The organism is Methanococcus mangrovi (genome assembly GCF_054506835.1).
In genome coordinates this window covers 805,800-821,529 of the sequence record NZ_CP197114.1, presented here as the reverse complement: position 1 = coordinate 821,529, position 15,730 = coordinate 805,800, and the positions used below count along the sequence as shown (strand labels likewise).

General features: G+C 32.5%; 14 protein-coding genes. 8 read left to right on the top strand and 6 right to left on the bottom strand.

The genetic code is table 11. From position 1 onward, the window contains the following. Window positions 1–24: 24 nt before the first annotated feature. A complete protein-coding gene (gene sucD / locus ACS5L2_RS04445) occupies window positions 25–888 on the bottom strand; it encodes a succinate--CoA ligase subunit alpha (protein WP_459202563.1) in 864 nt (287 codons plus the stop codon). Window positions 889–1,598: 710 nt separating this feature from the next. On the opposite strand from sucD, the gene cobJ reads away from it, so the two are divergent. Next, window positions 1,599–2,351 (top strand): precorrin-3B C(17)-methyltransferase, encoded by a 753-nt coding sequence (gene cobJ / locus ACS5L2_RS04440; protein ID WP_459202562.1) that lies wholly within the window; start codon window positions 1,599–1,601, stop codon window positions 2,349–2,351. Between the two features lie 142 nt (window positions 2,352–2,493). Then, the gene (locus tag ACS5L2_RS04435) at window positions 2,494–2,889 is read left to right on the top strand and encodes a translation initiation factor IF-5A (protein ID WP_459202561.1); all 396 of its coding nucleotides are present in this window, start codon (window positions 2,494–2,496) and stop codon (window positions 2,887–2,889) included. Window positions 2,890–2,970: 81 nt separating this feature from the next. On the opposite strand, the gene cbiB is transcribed toward ACS5L2_RS04435, so the two are convergent. From cbiB to ACS5L2_RS04415, 4 genes are read right to left on the bottom strand one after another with little or no spacing between them, the layout of a single operon-like run. Continuing rightward, window positions 2,971–3,891, bottom strand: a complete 921-nt coding sequence (gene cbiB / locus ACS5L2_RS04430; RefSeq protein ID WP_459202560.1) for an adenosylcobinamide-phosphate synthase CbiB — start codon at window positions 3,889–3,891, stop codon at window positions 2,971–2,973. A gap of 12 nt (window positions 3,892–3,903) precedes the next feature. Continuing rightward, window positions 3,904–5,331 carry a DUF530 family protein gene (locus ACS5L2_RS04425; RefSeq protein WP_459202559.1) on the bottom strand — a complete coding sequence of 476 codons (1,428 nt, stop codon included), beginning with the start codon at window positions 5,329–5,331 and terminating at the stop codon, window positions 3,904–3,906. A gap of 12 nt (window positions 5,332–5,343) precedes the next feature. Then, window positions 5,344–6,678 (bottom strand): CCA tRNA nucleotidyltransferase, encoded by a 1,335-nt coding sequence (gene cca / locus ACS5L2_RS04420; RefSeq protein WP_459202558.1) that lies wholly within the window; start codon window positions 6,676–6,678, stop codon window positions 5,344–5,346. A 56-nt stretch (window positions 6,679–6,734) separates the two neighbouring features. After that, window positions 6,735–7,091, bottom strand: coding sequence for a UPF0058 family protein (locus tag ACS5L2_RS04415; protein WP_459202557.1), 357 nt, complete (start codon window positions 7,089–7,091; stop codon window positions 6,735–6,737). A gap of 294 nt (window positions 7,092–7,385) precedes the next feature. Between ACS5L2_RS04415 and hisG the strand changes: the two genes are divergently transcribed. Together hisG and gatB are read left to right on the top strand one after the other, a co-directional pair. Next, window positions 7,386–8,252, top strand: a complete 867-nt coding sequence (hisG, locus tag ACS5L2_RS04410; RefSeq protein ID WP_459202556.1) for an ATP phosphoribosyltransferase — start codon at window positions 7,386–7,388, stop codon at window positions 8,250–8,252. Between the two features lie 175 nt (window positions 8,253–8,427). Beyond that, a complete protein-coding gene (gatB, locus tag ACS5L2_RS04405; RefSeq protein WP_459202555.1) occupies window positions 8,428–9,837 on the top strand; it encodes an Asp-tRNA(Asn)/Glu-tRNA(Gln) amidotransferase subunit GatB in 1,410 nt (469 codons plus the stop codon). A 42-nt stretch (window positions 9,838–9,879) separates the two neighbouring features. Here the strand turns inward: gatB and ACS5L2_RS04400 are convergent, their stop codons facing one another. After that, window positions 9,880–11,721, bottom strand: coding sequence for an aldehyde ferredoxin oxidoreductase N-terminal domain-containing protein (locus tag ACS5L2_RS04400; protein WP_459202554.1), 1,842 nt, complete (start codon window positions 11,719–11,721; stop codon window positions 9,880–9,882). A gap of 86 nt (window positions 11,722–11,807) precedes the next feature. Here ACS5L2_RS04400 and ACS5L2_RS04395 point away from each other — a divergent pair, with 86 nt between their 5' ends. From ACS5L2_RS04395 to ACS5L2_RS04380, 4 genes are read left to right on the top strand one after another with little or no spacing between them, the layout of a single operon-like run. Continuing rightward, the gene (locus ACS5L2_RS04395; RefSeq protein WP_459202553.1) at window positions 11,808–12,818 is read left to right on the top strand and encodes an AI-2E family transporter; all 1,011 of its coding nucleotides are present in this window, start codon (window positions 11,808–11,810) and stop codon (window positions 12,816–12,818) included. Between the two features lie 22 nt (window positions 12,819–12,840). Continuing rightward, a complete protein-coding gene (locus tag ACS5L2_RS04390; protein WP_459202552.1) occupies window positions 12,841–13,293 on the top strand; it encodes an adenylyltransferase/cytidyltransferase family protein in 453 nt (150 codons plus the stop codon). A 14-nt stretch (window positions 13,294–13,307) separates the two neighbouring features. Beyond that, window positions 13,308–14,123: a sulfite exporter TauE/SafE family protein gene (locus ACS5L2_RS04385; RefSeq protein WP_459202551.1), complete on the top strand. Its 816-nt coding sequence runs from the start codon at window positions 13,308–13,310 to the stop codon at window positions 14,121–14,123. Between the two features lie 33 nt (window positions 14,124–14,156). Next, on the top strand, window positions 14,157–15,668 hold the full coding sequence (locus ACS5L2_RS04380; RefSeq protein WP_459202550.1) for a phosphoadenosine phosphosulfate reductase domain-containing protein: 1,512 nt from the start codon (window positions 14,157–14,159) through the stop codon (window positions 15,666–15,668). The last annotated feature ends 62 nt before the right edge of the window (window positions 15,669–15,730 follow it).

Below are 15,730 nucleotides of genomic sequence, written 5' to 3'. Positions count from 1 at the left end.
AATAAAATAATTGAAAAAAGCAGTTTAAATAATTTCTTTTAATAGTAATGGAATATCTGAAATTCTTTTTGCAACGTGGGCACCCGCGTTTTCAAGTGCTTCCATTTTACTTTTTGCAGTTCCGACTCCTTTTTCGATAATGGCTCCCGCGTGGCCCATTCTTTTTCCTTCGGGTGCGGATTGTCCTGCAATGTATGATATTACTGGTTTTTTCATTTTTGAAATCATTTTTTCAGCAGCATCTTCTTCAGCATTTCCACCGATTTCTCCAACCATTACAACTGCATCAGTTTCGCTGTCTTTTTCAAACATTTCTAAAACTTCAATGTATCTTAAACCAGTTACGGGGTCCCCACCAATTCCAACGCAAGTTGATTGGCCGTAATTTGACAAAGTGAGTTGGCTTGCAATTTCGTAAGTTAATGTACCACTTCTTGATACCATTCCAATGTTTCCTTCTTTTAAGATACTCATCGGGATAATTCCAAGTTTTCCTACCTTTGGAGATGCTAATCCTGGAGTATTTGGTCCAATTATATTTACGCCGTGTTTTTTTCCGTATGCCACAATATCCATTGAATCCTGAATCGGGATGTGTTCAGTAATAATTGTAACGAGGTCAACTCCTGCATCTATTGCTTCGTATGCTGCATCTTTTACAAATGGTGCAGGTATGAATATTAAAGACGCGTTTGCATCGTATTTTTCAACAGTTTCTAAAACAGTATCATAAACAGGAACTCCGTAGACCTCTTGGCCTGCTTTTCCGGGAGTTACGCCTGCTACAATTTTGGTATTGCATTCAAGCATGTTTTTTGTGTGGAATCTGCCCTGATTTCCAGTAATCCCCTGAACAATTGCTCTTGTGTTTTCGTCTAAAAGAATCAATATTTCACCTCATTACATGAAACAATGAATAAACAATGCGTATAAAAAATCCGTAATATCCAAATATTACACTATAATATATAAAGATTCAGCTTTTAAATAAAATTTGAAAAACAGGTCTGAAAATAATTATGCTAAAAAATAAATTGGGGGATTTATTTAAAAAATTTAAAAGGATTATAAATATGAATTTTAAATGTTTTCTAAATTGGATAGTATTCACACTAAAATTGCCAGTATATCACAACAGAGTAATATTCTGACTTGTATTACAAATATTTGATTATTGTATAAATACTTAGCTCTGATTGGGGAATATTCAATCGTAAAATAAAAAATACATATAAATAAGCGGCTACATTTTTTCGTATAATATAATTTATTTTACCATTACGAATTCGAGTTGTTGTTTTAAAAATATCAACAATATCAAAAATATATTATTTTTTTAAAGTATTAACAAAAATATATAAATGTTTAGAGTATATTCCATGTTAATAGTATATGGGTAACAATGGTAGCAATTATTGGGTTTTTATGACGCCAATAACGTTGTATGATGACAGTTACCCCCGCTGACCGAATTCGTGATGTTCATGAGTTTGGGATGACGACATCAGCACTATCTGACACAGCTACCATTTATTAATTAAATTTGATTAAACTGTTTTTAAAAATTATAACTGTATTTTAACTGATTCTGTGATAAAATGTTGTATGTTGTTGGTATCGGTCCCGGAAACGAGGAATATTTTACAAAAGAAGCTGAAAATGCGCTAAATTCTGTTGATTTAATTGTATGCTACACAGGATACAAAAAATATATTGAAAGGTTTGATACAGAAATTTACGTAAGTGGCATGACTAAAGAAGTTGAACGGGTTGAATACGCCCTAAAAGAAGCTGAAAATAAAGACGTGGCACTTGTTTCAAACGGGGATGCTACAATATATGGTCTTGCATCACTTGCTTATGAATTGAATGAGAAAAATTTACACAACGTTAAAGTAAACGTCGTAAGCGGACTTACATCTGCAAGCGTCTGTTCATCAATACTTGGTGCACCATTAAACCACGATTTTGCAGTTGTTAGTTTGAGCGACCTTTTAACGCCCTTAGAAACTATTTTAAAAAGAATAAATTGCGCAATAGATAGCGACATGGTTCTTGCAATTTATAATCCTCTTGGTAAAAAAAGAAAAGAACCGTTCTTAAAAACTGTTGAAATAATCTCGAAATATTCCAAAGACAAAAATGTTGACTACATAATTGGGATTGTTAAAAATGCAGGAAGAAATGATTCTGAATATAAAATAACGACAATAAATAATCTTGTTGATAATTTAGATGAATTTATGCAATACATTGATATGAGTACAACCCTTGTTGTTGGAAACAGCAATACAAAAATTATCGACGGCATGATGATTACTCCAAGAGGGTATATGTCAAAATACGAGTAAATTTGAAGTAAAATGCCAAAAAATTATATATATTAGGAAACGATATTATTCGAAAGCCTTTTTTCAGGACTATATACTTTATATAGCATTTGAGATAATTGCTATATAATTCTAAACACTACAAGCTTAAAATGGTGATATTATGGCAGGAACGAAACCAGGAGATTTAGGTGGAATTAAAGTAGGTCAGTACATCGTTATTGACGGTATTGCATGTAAAGTTATGGATTACGCGCACTCAAAACCCGGAAAACACGGCGGTGCAAAAGTAAGATTAGTTGCAGTCGGTATTTTTGAACCAGTTAAAAAAGAATACGTAGGACCTGCAGGTTCAAGAATTGATATTCCACTTATCGACAAAAGAAAAGGACAGGTTTTAGCTATTATGGGCGACCACGCTCAAATCATGGACTTGGAAACCTATGAAACATTGGAAATCCCAATGCCTGATGATGTTGAAGGTATCGCAAGCGGTGTAGAAATAGAATACTTCGAAGCAATGGACAGATACAAAATCACAAGAGTTATCGGTAAATAATTCTCTTGATTAAATATTTTTTAAATATCCATGTTTTTTGAAAATAGTTATTTTTAAAATTAAAGAGTATTTATGGTTTTTTTACATCAACAATACTGTATAGATTATTAAAAAAAGTAAAACTGTATAATCAATTGCTTTTAATGAATTTAGCGCTTTTTCAATTGTTATTTCCCCTTTTCCAAGTTTATAATAACCAATTTTTTCAAGTTCTATATTTAACGAATTTGCAAGCGTTGCCATGGTGTATCCGGAATTTGGGGAGGGGGTGTTATTTCCTTCTTTAAAGTACCCATAAAGTGCAGATTTTACATTTCCACCATAAAATGGTGCAGTTATTATTAAAAGCATTCCTGCAATTCTTGACGGGATAAAATTTAAAATATCATCAAGGTATGCAGCAGTTTTTCCATAATATCGATATTTTTCAGTTTTATAGCCAATCATTGCATCAAACGTGTTAATTGCCCGATATAAAAAAGCCCCCGGAAGTCCAAAAATTGCAGCATAAATTAGCGGTGCAATGATACTGTCAGTAATATTTTCAGAAGCACTTTCAATTGAGGCGGATAAAATATGTTTTTCATCCAATTCACTCGTGTTTCTACTTACAATACACTGGACTGACTTTTTTGCACTTTCAAGGTCGTTATTTACAATACATCTTATCGGTACCTTTGAAAATTCAATTAATGATTTGTGCCCGATAGAAAACGAAAGAATTATTGAATAAAGAGAAATTTTGATGTAAGAATTTGAAATCGAGTTTATAAACTGTTCTATTTCAAAAGCCATGAAGAATACAATTGCTAAAACTAAAATAACGTTGAAAAAACCAAAAAGTAAATCCCTGACCTTATTTACTGAATTGGTTGATTTAAAGACATTTTCAAAAAAACTGATTAATTTTCCAATAAATACAACAGGGTGGACTTTTTCTGGTGGTTCTCCAATGTATCTATCAAAAAAATCTGCTAAAATTAAGTAAATTGGATTTATCATTGTTTTTAACCCTTAAAGTTTTCCAAGCGCATTTAAGAAGTTTTTAGTTTTATCTTTTTTGATTTTGCTGTATTTTTCAAACTTTTTAGTATCTATTTTATCATTTAACAGTTCTTTAACATCGTTCATTGCAGCCATTAACTTTAATATCTCTTCAATTTCCGTTTTTTCAAATCCAAACAATTCTACAATATCCCAGTCGTAAAGTAAGTAAATTGAAACCCCACCGAGATTTTTTATTGGTATATCATATTTTGGAAGTTCTTTTTCAAGTAAAAATTTCAAATCAAGTATATTTTTCGAGTCGATGTTTTCTACGGTAAGCCATTTCAAATGCGCAGGTGATGGAGTAACGAGTATCGATGGGAACTGGTTTGAACGGGTTCTTTCGTCAGCAGATTTTTTTAAATAATACGTTAAAAGGTCTTTTGAGAGATTTTTTAACGGAACATCTAATGATATGTTTTCAAAGATTTCTTCTTCCATTTCAAGCGAGTCTTTAAGTTCTTTTAATGGTTTTCCATTTCTATATAATCCTTTTTCTTCTAAATCGATTTTTAAATTCATTTTTTTAAGTTTACTTTCTTCCATTGCACGTACATCGATTATACCGCTTTCGCAAGTGTCGCCTTTAATATCACTGCATATCATGCGGTATTTTTTAACGATACATCTTTCTTCATCGGAAAGGGTTTCTTTTAATTTTTCATCGATTTTTTCAATTATTTCATTCGCATATGCACTTAAATATGCTAAAGAAAGTATTTTTTTGACATACTGGTCATTTAAAAGCTTATTTTTGGAATAGTTTTTTTTAAGTGATGTAATTATCGCATCGCCAAAAGTTTTTTTGATGTACCCTTCGTAATCTTCTTCTTCAATTTTTATTCTTTTAAATTTTCTTTTCCCATTTTCTAAAATAACAAGGGAAAGTGTAATTGAAGTTAAAATACCTTTTCCTTCAGTTTCAAAAGCGTTTAATATCCGTTTATATGCTTTTATAAAAAAAGGAGGTATTTTAGAAAGCATTTCCTTGTATGACCCATCATAAGAAAGGTGGGCAAGTATTTTTTTATTTCCGTCATCTTCTTCGATATTTCCAATGGCGATTTTATGGGATACTATCGCGTATTTTACCCGTTCAAGAGACCCTTTTTTTTCATCGACCATTCTTCTTAAATATGATGAATAATTGATTATTTCGTAAATATCGTCGTCTTCCCCGCCTTTTAAACGGCCGACACCAATATACGGTGTATCAAACCCCTGGAGTTCCATTTTTTCTCTAAAGTTTTCTAAAGTTTTCAAGTTGTTTTCGAGAGTTTCAGATATGGAGTTTACACTATCTTTATTTTTTTCAAAATCTTTTAAATTATCGCCAAAATTTGATAAACAGTCTAAAAAATCATTGCATTCTTTAATCAAGACACTGCTGTCCATATTATCCCGAAATTATTTCCTTTCAATAAACGTGCCTAATCGTATTTCCGCGTTTTCAGGGCATACGTACTTAGGGTAGGTTATAATGTTCTTTAATTTCCCATTAATAATATCCTCGAATAGTATTTGTATGTTTTTATATTTTCTGGTTTTGTACGCGCAAACATTGCACCCTTTAACAAAATAATGTTCGTTATGCGTTATAAAATTTAATACGCCGGGTTCGCTGAATACCGGGGGCCCAATTCTTAATTTTACATCTGGAAATTCATGAACTAAAAATTCCCAAGACAGATAACACGTACTTTCATCTGCAAAATTTTGATACCTTAAATATTCAAAATCATGCTCTTTAACTAATTTGTTGATACTTTTTTGTATTTTTTCCATTTGGGGGTAAATTATGTCCTCAACAACATCTTTTGGTCGTTTAATTTCTAATGTTATTAAATAACCCATTTCCCGTTTGTTTAGGGAATCTACAATTTTTTTATCAAATCCATAAAAAAATTCTTTTGATGGATGTTTCAAAAACTGTTTTGAGTAAAAGATAAATTTGCAGAGATTTTCTTCGTTTAGTGCAGCTGCAACGTTTCTATTTAAATCTACCGGGTCGTACACAATTAATGGATCATTAAATCTTAAAAAGACGTGGTCTTTTTTTAAATCGTAAGTTTCATAAATTTCATCTAAAACGATTGATTTATTGGGTCTCCATGTTCGCGTGTCTGATAAAAGTTTTAAAAATCCGCCATATTTTAATATTAAAAGTTCGCAAAGGTATCCTGAAAATCCCGCAGTTTTTAAGTCAGAGCCATAAATTCCAAGACCTTTTAAAAATTTTTTTAAAAGACGGATATCGTTGGATAAATCTTTATTTTTATATGCATTTATTAAAAATTCGTTATGAAGTGGAGTTCTGTCAACTGCAGAAATTATTTTTTCGCAATTTTCAATTCCGTAGCAGGGGACAATGTCGAGATTAAATTTTTCGATTTCTCCAGAAACATAAGGGTGTTCTGCGTACTCTACCCAAGATTTTCCATTAAAATAATCAATTACTTCTTTTCCTAAACGTAATCCTGATTCTTTTAATGTATCTCTATCGGTTTCTTTTTCAAATCTTAAAAATATGTCAATGTCGTGGTCATCTTTTAGATTTGCATCTCTTGCAGTTGAACCAACCTGAATAATATCAACAACAGGATAATTTGAAATATCTTTAATTTTAGCGATTATTTTATCCGAAAATACCTTTAATTCTTCTTTTTCAGATTCCGTCGGACAGATATCGTTTAAAACTTCGTTTAAAATATCTTTATAATCGTCAGTATTTAATTTTTTCAAAATATCCACCTGAAAATAAAATTTAAAAATAACTATTTAATACATCTAAAAACAGATTAAACCGTGTTTTTTTCGATTTCGCCTTTATATTGAACATCAATCGAGTTTTTAACGTTTTTTAAATTTTGGTATTTCTCAGATTGCATATTTATGTATTTAAAAGCGTTTTCTGCTAATCTTTTTGAGAGATTTTCGGGAATTGAACTGTCTCTTTCAGATAATCCTTCTGCAAGGCATGCAGCAAGTAAAAAAATAGCGGCTCTTTGTTCTGTTTTTAATTTGTGGATATGGTGGGGCTTTACGTCTAGTTCTTCGTATGTTTTCAAATAGACACAATCGCTGCCGTCAGGTATCATTTCTTTGAAGACGTGCACGAAAAATTGGTGGAGTTCCATTAGTTGTTCTTTGTGCATTGGTTCCCCCTTTTAAATTTGTTGTGGATTAAATTAAACCATCATATTATATATAGTTTTCAGAAGTTTCAGATGTACTCTTCTATTTACAATATTAAATATGATAATGTATCTAAAATGTAAAAATCTTACTCATAAATTCTTACTTTATAATTTATATCTTGATTTCCATTGTACGAGTAATTATAATTTCCATTATACAGATACTTATTTATGCAGAAAAACGTACTAAATTTTAAGATTAAAAGATTATTTGATTTAACATTTTACTTTCCATAAGTCATAGGTGATATTTTGATTTTACTTGCACTACCAAACAAGGGGAGAATTTCAAAACCCGTAAACGAAATTTTGGAAAAATCCGGTTTAAAAATAAGTGTACATGGAAGAAGCCTTTTTGCAAAGACTGTTGACCCCGAAATAACAGTAATGTTTGCAAGGGCAAAAGATATCCCCGAATTTGTGCGAGACGGTGTTGCTGATGTTGGAGTTACCGGGTACGATTTAATGCTTGAGAGAGATACTGAAGAAGAACTTGAAATGCTTTTAGACTTTAAGTTTGGAAACGCAAGGCTTGTAATTGCGGCCCCTGAAAATTCAAGTGTAAATTCAATTAACGACGTAAAAGATGGAATGAAGATTGCAACAGAGTTTCCAGGGCTTACAAAAAGATATTTGGAAAAAAAAGGATTGAATTTAGAGATTATTGAATTAAGCGGTGCAACGGAAATTGCTCCATTTATCGGTGTTTCAGATTTAATCTGTGATTTAACCTCAACTGGAACAACGCTTCAATTAAACAGGTTAAAAGAAGTTGAAAATGTAGTTTCATCGACAACAAGGCTTGTTGCAAACAAAAAAAGCATGGAAGACCCGGAAAAATGTGCAAAAATAAATCAGGTTCTTTCAGGAATTAAAAGCGTTCTTTACGCACAGAGCAAAAGATTAATTATGATGAATGCTCCAAAAGACAAAGTTTCAGAAATTACCTCAATAATTCCTGGAATGGGCGGTCCAACTGTTTCAGAAATTCTTTCAAATGATAAAATGCTTGCAATTAATGCAGTAATCGATGAAAATAGGGTATTTGAAACGGTCAGCAATCTTGAAAGACTCGGTGCAAGAGATATTTTGGTTGTTCCAATAGAACGGATACTTTAAAAATATTTTTTTGATTTTGACCCATTATATTTTAGATTAAATCAATATCTCTTAAAAAATCTTTTTATAGTTAAATTTAAAAAGAAAGTAGAGTATATTTATCTAAGTTTAATGAGTTTATTCTCAAAATCTCGTCATGTTAAAATAATTTATTTTTATTATTTGGGTGAATAAAATGAGCGAAGATCTATCAATGAAATGCGGTCTTGAAATTCACGTGCAGGTAGACACAAATTCTAAATTATTCTGCCAGTGCCCTACAAATTACAAAGATGTTGAACCAAACACGAACATCTGCCCTGTATGTATTGGACACCCTGGTGCAAAACCGATGCCTCCAAACAAAAAGGCAATAGATGTTGCAATAATGGTTGCAAAAATGTTGGACTGTGAAATGGTTATTGATAAAGACATCTATTTCCAGAGAAAACACTACAACTACCCTGATTTACCAAGCGGGTATCAAAAAACATCAGTTCCAATCGGGGAACACGGAACGTTTTTGGGCGTTGGAATTACAGAAGTTCACTTGGAAGAAGACCCTGGACAGTACAAACCTGATCTTGGAACTGTTGACTACAACAGGAGTGGAACTCCATTAATTGAAATCGTAACTGATCCAGATATGAAAAGCCCTGAAGAAGCGAGAGAATTTTTAAGACAGTTAATGAGATTATTCAGGTACATTGGCCACTTAAGGGGCGAAGGTACAATGAGGGCTGATACAAACATTTCCATTAAATACAACGGAATTCAGGGAAACAGGGTTGAAGTTAAAAACGTAAATTCTATTAAAGGGGTTTACAAAGTTTTAAAATACGAATTAATCAGGCAGAAAAACGTTCTCAGAAGGGGCGGAGAAATTAAACTTGAAACAAGAGCTTTCATGGAAAGCCAGATGATTACAAAAGGAATGAGAAGCAAAGAAACTGCAGATGATTATAGATACATTCCAGACCCTGATTTACAGCCTATCGTTTTGAGTAATGAATGGGTTAAAAAAGTAGAAGTCCTGATGCCAGAAACTCCAATGAACAAGGAAAAAAGGTTTGTTGAACAGTACAGTATAAAAGAAGACGATGCAAAAGTTTTAGTTTCCGATTTAGAACTTGCAGATGTTTTCGAAAAAGTTGTAGCTGAACTTGGAAATGATACGGATGGAATTTCACTTGCAGTTACATGGATTAGAAATGAATTGAAGAGAGTTTTAGTTTATAACAAATTAGACTTCTTTGAAACAAATTTAAAACCAGAACACATGGTTGAATTAATCAATTCAATTAAAGACAAAACAATCAGCCAGAAAATCGGTAAAACGATTATCGAACAGATGGTTGAACACAAAGGGGAAAAAACTCCAAAAGAATTGATTACAGAAATGGGTTTAACGGTTATTGAAGACACAAGTGAACTCGAAAAAGCCTGTGAAGAAGCTATTAAAAACAGTGAAAAAGCAATTGAAGACTATAAATCTGGAAATCAAAGGGCATTAAACTCAGTCGTTGGTCAGGTAATGAAATTAACACGTGGAAGAGCAGAACCTGCAACTGTAGTTGAAATACTTAAGAAAAAAATTGATGGATAAATTTTATTTTTTTAAATTTTTAAAATAGTAAAAATAAAAGAATTATTTTTTTAATTTCCATTCAATATCTAATAATTCGCTGTATTTTTCAAGAACTCTTTTTATATATTCTTCGAAATTTCCGTTTTCAAATTCTTTTGCCCATTTTTCGTTTTCAAATTCAGATGCGCCCGCAATTATTAATTCTTTTACCCTTTCACTTTCCATTTTTGGATAGCCAAGATTTGAATCGTACTTTGCAATTTTTTTGAATAATTCCATGGATTCTTTGGTTATATCAATGTCACTTACTTCTTTTACGAGATTTTCAAGTATTGGTAGTATCCATTTCCTGTGGAATCTGCATATTCCAAGATTTTCAAGCGTAATTTCATCGATTGAATTTTTAACACTTAATTCTGCAAGTTCTTCAGGCTCTAAAAACACCCCGCACTGGTAGTGTGTTAAATATTTACCTTGAATTAAGTAAGGCATGAAATTTCCAATTGCCCAGTACATTGTCGGTGAAATTTGGCCCTGTTCTCCAAAAGAATCGTAAACTCCAAAATCTTCGAATTTTTTATCTTTAATCCTGTCTTTATATTTTTCATCAAGTACTTTTCCGGCCCGCCTGTTTCCAAGTTTACAGAGTTTTCCAAAGTCATTAGTTTGAAAGGCAATAATTTCTGCAAGTTTGACAGCTTGCTCTGCATTATGCTGTGAATTTTTTAAAATATCTTCATCATCTTCAAAATTTGAAATATCAAATACTGGTTTTTCAATTCCAACTTCTTCTGGTTTTAACATTCCATTGTCAAGAAGCTCAAATACCCACGAGCATAAATTTCCAAATTCAATCGCATCAAATCCAAGCTTATCTATTGTATGAACTACCATGTCTGCTGCATAAATATCAAATACGCCAATACACGGGCCATTTGCTTCATATGGCTCGTAATCTACGTGGAGACCATGTCTGTATTTTTTGCAGACAACAGGACATGGTTCTCCACAGTTTGTCCAGTTTTTAGTTTCAATAGCTTCTTTATCAAATCTACTTACGAAATATTCAAGTATTTTTTTATGCAATTTCATTCTTCTATTTTTATCAATAAAAGGCATTCTCCAGTTAAATACTGGTGTTAATTCCATTGTAACGTGGTAGTTATTTCCAAATGTTCCGCCTGTTTTTTTCTCTTCACTGTACCTATATTTTTCAGTATGTTCAAGAACAACTTTTGTGTATGGCTTATTGTAGTGTTCTTCAACAATTGGTTTAATATTTTTTTCAGGAGTTTTTTTACCGAAAAATACAACACCTAAAATATTATGGGCCTGACAGAGTACTGAACCTCCACCACCCCTTGCAGCCCAGTCTTCGGAGCCTTCAACGATTTTTCCATTTCTTATCGTTTGTGAATAAATTCCACCCATATTTGTAGTTTTTGAGGCAGGCCCTACTAAAAACGCCCTGTAATTTTTTTCTTTGAATAACTCGATGATTTTATCGTTAAATTCATAGATGTCAGTTATTTCTTCTGTAAACGGAATAAATTCTATTTTTAATTTATCCTCTTCTCCGTTAATTACAATAATGCTTGGAACACTGCATCTTCCAGTAATTGCAACGTTTTGAACTCCTGTATCTTTAAAGGTATATCCTGCACCACCCATTGCAGAAAAGTGAAATCCATCCCATAGGGGGGATCGAAATGAAAAAATTAACCTATGTCCCCCAATAACAGGTAAAACTCCTTTTCCAAAACAGAAAAGATTTTTTTCGTCATAAGCGTCATATTTCCATGTTTCATGTTTGCTGTGTAAATTAATTCCAAATGAAATAGGAAATTCGGATTCTATAATTTCTTCGTAATTTTGTCTTGTTACATCAATCAAAATGTTCATATATAACACCATGACACATTAATAAATACCATAATAGTTGGGGTTTGAACCTATTTGTTTTTATTTGTTTTGATAGCGGGGATTTTATGAAAGAAAATGAGTATCGATTTCTAATGCGAATTTTTGTTTTAATTTCATTTTTGGCCGTTTTATTTATTGCCTTACCTTTTTTAGATACTATCGCGTTTGCATGCGCGTTTGCATACATGACGGAGCCTTTTTTTAACGCAATAAAAAAATATACTGGAAGAACAATTGGAGCGATACTATGTATATTAATGGTAACAGTTCCTGCAATAGTACTTGTATTTTTAATATTAACTGATATTTTTGAATTTTTAAACAGCTTAGATTATGCAGGGTTTGTAGATAATACAGTACAGTTTATAAATTACATGGGATTGCAAAATATTGCAAAAGATGACTTAACTTCGATACTTGGCGAAATATGGAACTTTTTAAAACCAACTGTAAATCGGATGGCAGGTCAAATTTACGGGCTCCCGTTATTATTCATAAAAGGGTTAGTAACCGTATTTTTAACGTATTATTTTTTAAAAGACGGCTATAAATTTAAAGATGCGGTAATGCCCCATGTTCCTGAAATTTATCATGTTCAAACCGAACTTTTTATTCGAAAACTCCACGAATCTTACAGAAATCTTTTTGTTGTAAATGCATTAACATCATTTACTGTTGGATTAATTTCAATTGCAGGTTTCTGGGCAATAGGGCTTCCAAACCCAGTTACTCTTGGAGCACTTAGCGGAATTTTAACATTACTTCCAATTGTTGGCGGTTGGACGATATACATGCCTTTATCACTTTATTACATCGCAGTTGGAATGTATTCAAAAGCAATTTTACTTTTTGGTTTTGGAGTAATTTTCTTATCTCTTGCACCTGATTTTGCAATACGTCCAAGACTCGTAAATCACGAAAGCGATATTCACCCGGCACTTGCACTTGTCGCGTTTTTGATGGGCCCGCTTGCACTCGGAGTTACGGGTTTTGCATTAGGTCCTTTGATAATGGGTACATTTGACGCAATATTCAGGGTTAAAAATGGAAAAGATAGTATTATAAACCTAAAATAGATAGTAACTACAAAGTGATATAATGGAAAAGAAAATAGCAGTAACTGCAGGTACCTTCGATTTGTTACACCCTGGACACTTCAATACGCTTAAATTTGCAAAAAAACACGCAGATGAACTCGTTGTAATTATTGCACGGGATGAAACAGTAAAAAAAATTAAAGGAAGAAGTCCTGTAATTCCAGAAGAACAGCGAAAGATAATGATAGAAGCACTTAAACCTGTAGATCGTGCAGTTTTAGGTAGTTTAACTAATAAACTTGAACCAATTTTAGAAATAAAACCTGATGTTATAGTTTTAGGTCCTGACCAGACAACTTACCAGATAAATGAATTAAAATCACAGCTCGCGAAACATTTTTTATATCCTGAGATATTAAAAGTTGAAGAATATGTAAAATGCCCATTTCACAGTTCTTATGATATTTTAAAAGAAATTGTTAGAAGATGGTGCTGTAAAGAATTAAAAGTATAACTTTTGTGTTTACCATGGAAATTTTTTTAGTCTACTTACTCTTAGCAGGCCTGGGTTGCATTGTGGGGCTCTTAATGGGGTCCCTCGGTCTTGGTGGCGGTTTTATAATGGTTCCAACGCTAATTTACGTATTTCAAAGTCTTGGAATTCCAAAAGACCACGTTGTCGGGATGGCGGTTGGAACGAGCCTTGCTGTTATTTTTATAACTTCACTAAACAGCACGTACTCCCATTTAAAATTTGGAAATATCATCTGGAAGTATTCGCTACTTTTGGGAATTTCGGGAATTTTAGGGACTTTTGCAGGTGTCAGGGTTGTTACAAATTATATAAGTGGGGATATTCACAGGATATTATTTGGGCTTATTTTGATAGTTCTTTCTTTAAATATGGTATTTAACAAGCATAATCCGGTTAAAACAACACCTGAAAAAAAAGTAAACTACGTTCCTGTGATAGTAGTTGGATTTTTAATAGGCGTTTTGTCGAGCATGTTTGGAATTGGCGGTGGAACAATTGCAATTCCTCTTTTAACAATATTTTTAAAAACCCCGATGAAAAAAAGTATAGGAACATCTCTTGGAATGATGGCAATTATCTCTTTGAGCGGTTTTTTGGGGTATGTTTTTAGCCCTGTAGATGTTGCAGATAGCTATAAATATTTAAACTTCATAGGATATGTTTCGCTATCTTCGGCGGTATCAATAGGTGTTATGAGCATTATTTTTTCGAAATATGGTGCTAAAATCTCAAATAATCTTAATTCGGAAGTTTTAAAGAAATTTTTTGGAATTTTACTTCTGTTTGTTGGAATAACCATGATAATTTAAATTAAATCAGATTATTTAATTAACGGTGATATTTTGAAGACTATTTTAGGAAAAATTCATTTAAAGTGGTGTAAAAACTGTAATCTACCAGTACTTGACACAAAATGTGCAATTTGTGATTCTGACACGGTTGAAGTTAAGGTAACGCCTCCTGGGGATGCAAGACCTGCATTTAAAGGCGATTTAGATTTAATAAATAAAACAATTAAATCACAGTTTGGAATAGAAGAAAATCTCTTCAAAAATAAAATGGTTCTTGTAAACAAAGCTCCCGGAATTGAATATTTTCAGGAAATTATAGTTGATGGGATAATTTTTGGAATTTTAAATTTCAACGAGAAAAAACACGAATGGAAAATAATCCCGACAATTGAAGGTGCAAGAAGACTTATCTGTGCAGGATGCAAGAAAAAGTTACTTGTAGTAAAAGAAGACGTTCCAAAATTTATATTAAACAAAGGCGCGTCTGTTTTAAGACCTGGAGTTGCATATGCATCCAAAGATATTGAAATAGATGATGATGTAATTATTTTAATCGAAAAACCAGACTCAAACATGGATTTTAATGAACTGGATGTTTTGGGTGTTGGCCGAGCCAGAATGAACTTTGAAGAAATTGTAACTTCTGAAAAGGGGATGGTTGCAAAGGTAAGGAAATCTGAAACACCAAAAAATTCTGAAGTTTTGCATGAAGTTGGCGAATTTGATGAAGCAATCGAAAAAATGATTGAAGCAAATAAAAATGCCATGCAAAAGGTTGAAAGTAATTCTATCGGATTTATGAGAAATACCGTTGTAAAAATTGGAAGACCTGCGTCAGTTGCTTATTCTGGTGGAAAAGATAGCCTTGCAGTACTTCTTCTCGCACTTGAAGCATTTAAGAATTCTGAAAACCCCGTGGAGTTTGATGTTTTATTTAACGATACCGGAATTGAATTTAATGAAACTTTAGAAAATGTCGAAAAAATTGCTGATCTATACGATATTGAAATTTTAAAAACTAATTCTGGAGAATTCTGGGAAAAATTAGAAGAATATGGGCCCCCTGGAAGAGATAATCGATGGTGCAGTGAAGTTTGTAAGGTGTCACCTCTTGGAAAGCTTATCGATGAAAAATATGAAAAAGGATGTCTTTCCTTCGTAGGGCTTAGAAAATACGAGTCAATAAACCGTTCAAAAAAACCAAGAATTTGGAACAGTCCAACGATTAAAAAACAAATGTTATCAGCACCGATATTGAACTGGACTGCAATGCACGTCTGGATATATATCTTAAAACATAAAGCTCCGTACAATGTATTATACGAACAGTGTTTTGACAGGGTAGGCTGTTTTATGTGTCCTGCAATGGAAATTGGAGAAATCGAGTTAGTAAAAATGGGTTATCCAGAACTCTGGGCAAAATGGGAAGATTTTCTAAAAAGCCACGCTAAAACTCATGGAAAAGACGAAACATGGGTAAAAGGCGGTTGGAGATGGACTAACAAAACAAGGTCAAAAAACCAGGAAACAGATGAGCCGATAAATGAAAACTGGCTTGGATAAATTTCGAACGTGTGCATATATTAATGAGTTCTTATAATATTCTTATAAAACAAAAGGTGATA